We start from the raw sequence: 4,048 nt of genomic DNA on the forward strand, positions 1-4,048 counted from the left end.
ATAAGAATATACCCACCATGCTCCAAGCTGTATGGGTGTTACAAAGCGCTGCTATCTAAATCACAAAAATAGTCATGACGATAAATTTTTACTTGCGCTTAATAACGGCATATCACCTGAATTATTTTGTGTATAAGTAAAATATAAGATAGTTAACGTCCTAATTTACCATCAACTTGAAATTTAATGAATAATTTTACGCCTTATAGGACTAGCGGTTTATAACTAATTTCTAACACTGTATAGGTTACCCGCCCCCCAGGTGTATTCACCGTAATTTCATCATCAACCTGCTTACCAACTAGCGCGCGAGCAACTGGAGAATCAATAGAAATCCAATTTTTGGATGGATTAAACTCATCGGCACCGACCAATCGGAATATTCTGATATTTTCATTATCGTCTTCTAATTTCACCCATGCGCCAAAAAAGACTCGCCCTTCTTGCCGTGGGTCTGGTTCGACAATTCTTAGTTGATCCAATCTTTTAGATAAAAAGCGTACTCGACGATCAATCTCTCGCAAACGCTTTTTACCATAAATATATTCCGCATTTTCTGAACGATCACCTTGAGCCGCAGCTTCAGAAACCGACTGAGTGACTCTTGGACGCTCCTCTTTCCAAAGATATTTAAGTTCTTTGTCTAGCGCATCCCAACCTTCGCGTGTGATTAAGAGACTCTTATCCATAACCTTCATAAATCAGTAAGCAAGTTAGATAATTATAAATTATATACAGAATTAATCTTTAACTTTAGCAAAGTTCACCCTAGAAATTCTGCTTCTGTGCAAGTATAACAGTGCCATAAATTTTTTAACCATTCTTTGACTAGGTATTAAAAAGCGACATGAATGAAACTCTAAGCCAAATAATCGCGGGAGAGCTACAAGTTCAACCGAAACAGGTATTTTCTGCTATCACCTTGTTAGATGAAGGGAATACGGTTCCTTTTATTGCTCGTTATCGTAAGGAAGTCACAGGAGGCCTTGATGATACTCAGCTTCGCCAATTAGAGAACCGTTTAGGCTATTTACGAGAGTTAAATGAACGCAAGCAAACCATCCTCAAGTCAATCGAAGAACAAGACAAACTCACTCCCGAACTCGCCGCTGCTATCAATAACACCTTAAATAAAACCGAGCTTGAAGACCTCTACTTGCCCTTTAAGCCCAAACGCCGCACTCGTGGGCAAATTGCTATCGAAGCAGGCCTAGAGCCGTTAGCAGACACATTGTGGAATGACCCCACTCAATCCCCCGATGATGTCGCTCAATCCTTTGTCAATGCCGAAAATGGCGTGGCAGATACGAAAGCGGCTCTCGATGGCGCTCGTTATATCTTAATGGAGCGTTTCGCCGAAGATGCAGCATTATTAGCTAAAGTTCGCGACTATTTACTGAAAAATGCCCATTTGGTTTCCAAAGTTATCGATGGCAAACAAACCGAAGGCGCTAAATTTAGTGACTACTTTGATCACCAAGAACCTGTTTCTTCCGTTCCGTCGCATCGCGCATTAGCCATGTTCCGTGGTCGTAATGAAGGTATTTTACAGTTATCACTAAACTGTGACCCGCAATTTGAAGAGCCACCAAAAGAAAGTTACTGTGAAGAGATCATTACTCGTCACCTTGATGTTCGATTGAATAATGCACCAGCAGACCAATGGCGTAAAGCGGTTATTAGTTGGACATGGCGCGTCAAAGTATTGCTACATCTCGAAACTGAGATTATGAGCTCACTGCGCGAAAAAGCAGAAGAAGAAGCAATCAATGTGTTTGCGCGTAACCTCAGTGACTTATTGATGGCGGCACCAGCCGGTATGCGAGCGACTATGGGGTTAGATCCGGGTCTACGGACAGGGGTGAAAGTCGCGGTGGTGGATGCGACAGGTAAACTTATCGCAACGGATACTATCTATCCACACACAGGTCAAGCGGCTAAAGCGGCGGCTAGCGTTGCGGCCTTATGTCAAAAACACCAAGTCGAGTTAGTCGCTATCGGTAACGGAACGGCTTCAAGAGAGACTGAGCGCTTCTTTGCTGACGTGCAAAAACAGTACCCCGAAGTCACAGCACAGAAAGTGATTGTGAGTGAAGCGGGGGCCTCCGTTTACTCGGCATCAGAGCTGGCCGCTCAAGAGTTCCCTGATCTTGATGTGTCACTGCGCGGAGCCGTGTCTATCGCACGCCGTTTACAAGACCCCCTCGCTGAATTAGTGAAAATCGACCCGAAATCGATTGGTGTTGGTCAATATCAACACGATGTGAGCCAAACTCAATTGGCTCGTAAACTCGATGCCGTGGTCGAGGACTGTGTAAACTCTGTCGGCGTTGACTTGAATACCGCTTCTGTTGCCTTACTAACCCGCGTTGCAGGTCTAAGCAAAATGATCGCGCAAAACGTGGTAAATTGGCGCGATGAGAATGGCCGTTTTGCAGATAGAAAACAGCTTCTAAAAGTCACTCGCTTAGGACCAAAAGCCTTTGAACAGTGTGCGGGCTTCTTACGGATCACCAACGGCGATAACCCACTTGATGCTTCTGGCGTTCACCCAGAGGCTTATCCCGTTGTTGAAAAGATCCTCGAAACTGTTCGCCAGCCCCTTAAAGAGATTATGGGCAACTCCTCTGTTTTAAATAGCTTAAGCCCTCGCGACTTCACAACAGAGCAGTTTGGGGTTCCTACTGTTACCGATATTATCAAAGAGCTGGACAAACCGGGCCGCGACCCACGCCCTGAGTTTAAAACGGCGACCTTTGCCGAAGGCATTGAAACCATGAATGACTTAGTCGCAGGCATGATTTTGGAAGGTTCGGTGACTAACGTCACTAATTTCGGCGCTTTCGTTGATATTGGTGTGCATCAAGATGGCTTAGTGCATATTTCATCGCTGTCTAACAGCTATGTTGAAGACCCACATAAAGTGGTTAAAGCAGGTGATATCGTTAAAGTAAAAGTGATGGATGTTGATATCCCTCGCAAACGTATCGCCTTATCGATGCGCCTTGATGAACAACCCGGCGATACCAATAGCGCCCCACGCCGCCATAATGACCAGCAAGAGAGAAACTCACGTAAACCGCAATCTGCACAACGTGACATGTCACGGAAAAACCAAGCCGCCACTGGAAACAGTGCGATGAGTGATGCCCTCGCTGCCGCATTCGGTAAAAAACGCTAATCCCTCAACCTCTACAATCCGATTTCTCTTTGATTGTAGAGGTTTTTACTCACGCCCAAGCTATTTCGCCCCGTGAATAATTAACAAAACAAATACATTAATCGATTTTAATTTACTCTATAAATTTATTGGGTTTCGCCTTGGTGCGCGGCAAACTCAATGCTTAGTTGATCCACATCAATTAAATTTGACGAAAAAAGAGGCTAAATATAACGAATAGTTGATGATTATTATTATCATTATTGATTAGATTTTTTTCTGTTTATGCTGACTTTTTACTTGTATCTCTCTTAATAACAATCATCAGTATTATTACCTATGACTAATGGAAGGCGATATGTCACTACTTCCTCAACACAGCTACAAAATACTCGGTTTTTCACCACAGATAAGCCCCGCTTACCGACAAAAACTGCTCTCGCTTGGTTTATTACCGGGTTCCATTTTTAAAGTAGTACGTTTTGCTCCTTTAGGAGACCCAATACAAATCGAAACGCATCGAGTTAGTCTTGTACTACGAAAAAAAGATCTCGCCTTACTCAACCTTGATGAAGCCACGCCGACTTAATATCAGGTGTTGTTATACCACGTTACTATTTTGTATTTTTATTATCGGTAAACACTATGAAACCATTAACCATCGGCCTCATTGGCAATCCAAATGCAGGTAAGACAACGCTATTTAACCAATTAACTGGCTCTCGCCAACGGGTTGGTAACTGGGCTGGTGTCACCGTCGAAAGGAAAGTTGGGCGTTTTAATACGGCTGAGCATCATATTGAATTAGTTGACTTGCCCGGTACTTATTCGCTAACCACCATTTCAGAACAGACATCTCTCGATGAGCAAATCGCCTGCTATTTTATT

General features: G+C 43.5%; 4 protein-coding genes. 3 read left to right on the forward strand and 1 reads right to left on the reverse strand.

Annotation, left to right across the window (positions count from 1 at the left end):
- Window positions 1-203: 203 nt before the first annotated feature.
- Window positions 204-689, reverse strand: coding sequence for a transcription elongation factor GreB (gene greB / locus PSE69_RS19675; RefSeq protein WP_036942238.1), 486 nt, complete (start codon window positions 687-689; stop codon window positions 204-206).
- Between the two features lie 158 nt (window positions 690-847).
- On the opposite strand from greB, the gene PSE69_RS19680 reads away from it, so the two are divergent.
- The 3 genes from PSE69_RS19680 to PSE69_RS19690 all read left to right on the forward strand — a co-directional run.
- Entirely contained in the window at window positions 848-3,181 is a 2,334-nt protein-coding gene (locus tag PSE69_RS19680; protein WP_014657014.1) for a Tex family protein, read from the forward strand.
- A gap of 337 nt (window positions 3,182-3,518) precedes the next feature.
- Window positions 3,519-3,749, forward strand: coding sequence for a ferrous iron transporter A (feoA, locus tag PSE69_RS19685; protein WP_036942241.1), 231 nt, complete (start codon window positions 3,519-3,521; stop codon window positions 3,747-3,749).
- Between the two features lie 56 nt (window positions 3,750-3,805).
- Window positions 3,806-4,048: FeoB small GTPase domain-containing protein (locus tag PSE69_RS19690; protein ID WP_272675342.1), on the forward strand; the 243-nt coding region annotated here is incomplete at its 3' end.

The organism is Providencia sp. PROV122, assembly GCF_028482365.1.
Taxonomy (GTDB): domain Bacteria; phylum Pseudomonadota; class Gammaproteobacteria; order Enterobacterales; family Enterobacteriaceae; genus Providencia; species Providencia stuartii.

Coding starts and splice junctions, on each gene's coding strand:
- greB (WP_036942238.1), bottom strand. CDS start 689: ATGGATAAGAGTCTCTTAATCACACGCGAAGGTTGGGATGCGCTAGAC.
- PSE69_RS19680 (WP_014657014.1), top strand. CDS start 848: ATGAATGAAACTCTAAGCCAAATAATCGCGGGAGAGCTACAAGTTCAA.
- feoA (WP_036942241.1), top strand. CDS start 3,519: ATGTCACTACTTCCTCAACACAGCTACAAAATACTCGGTTTTTCACCA.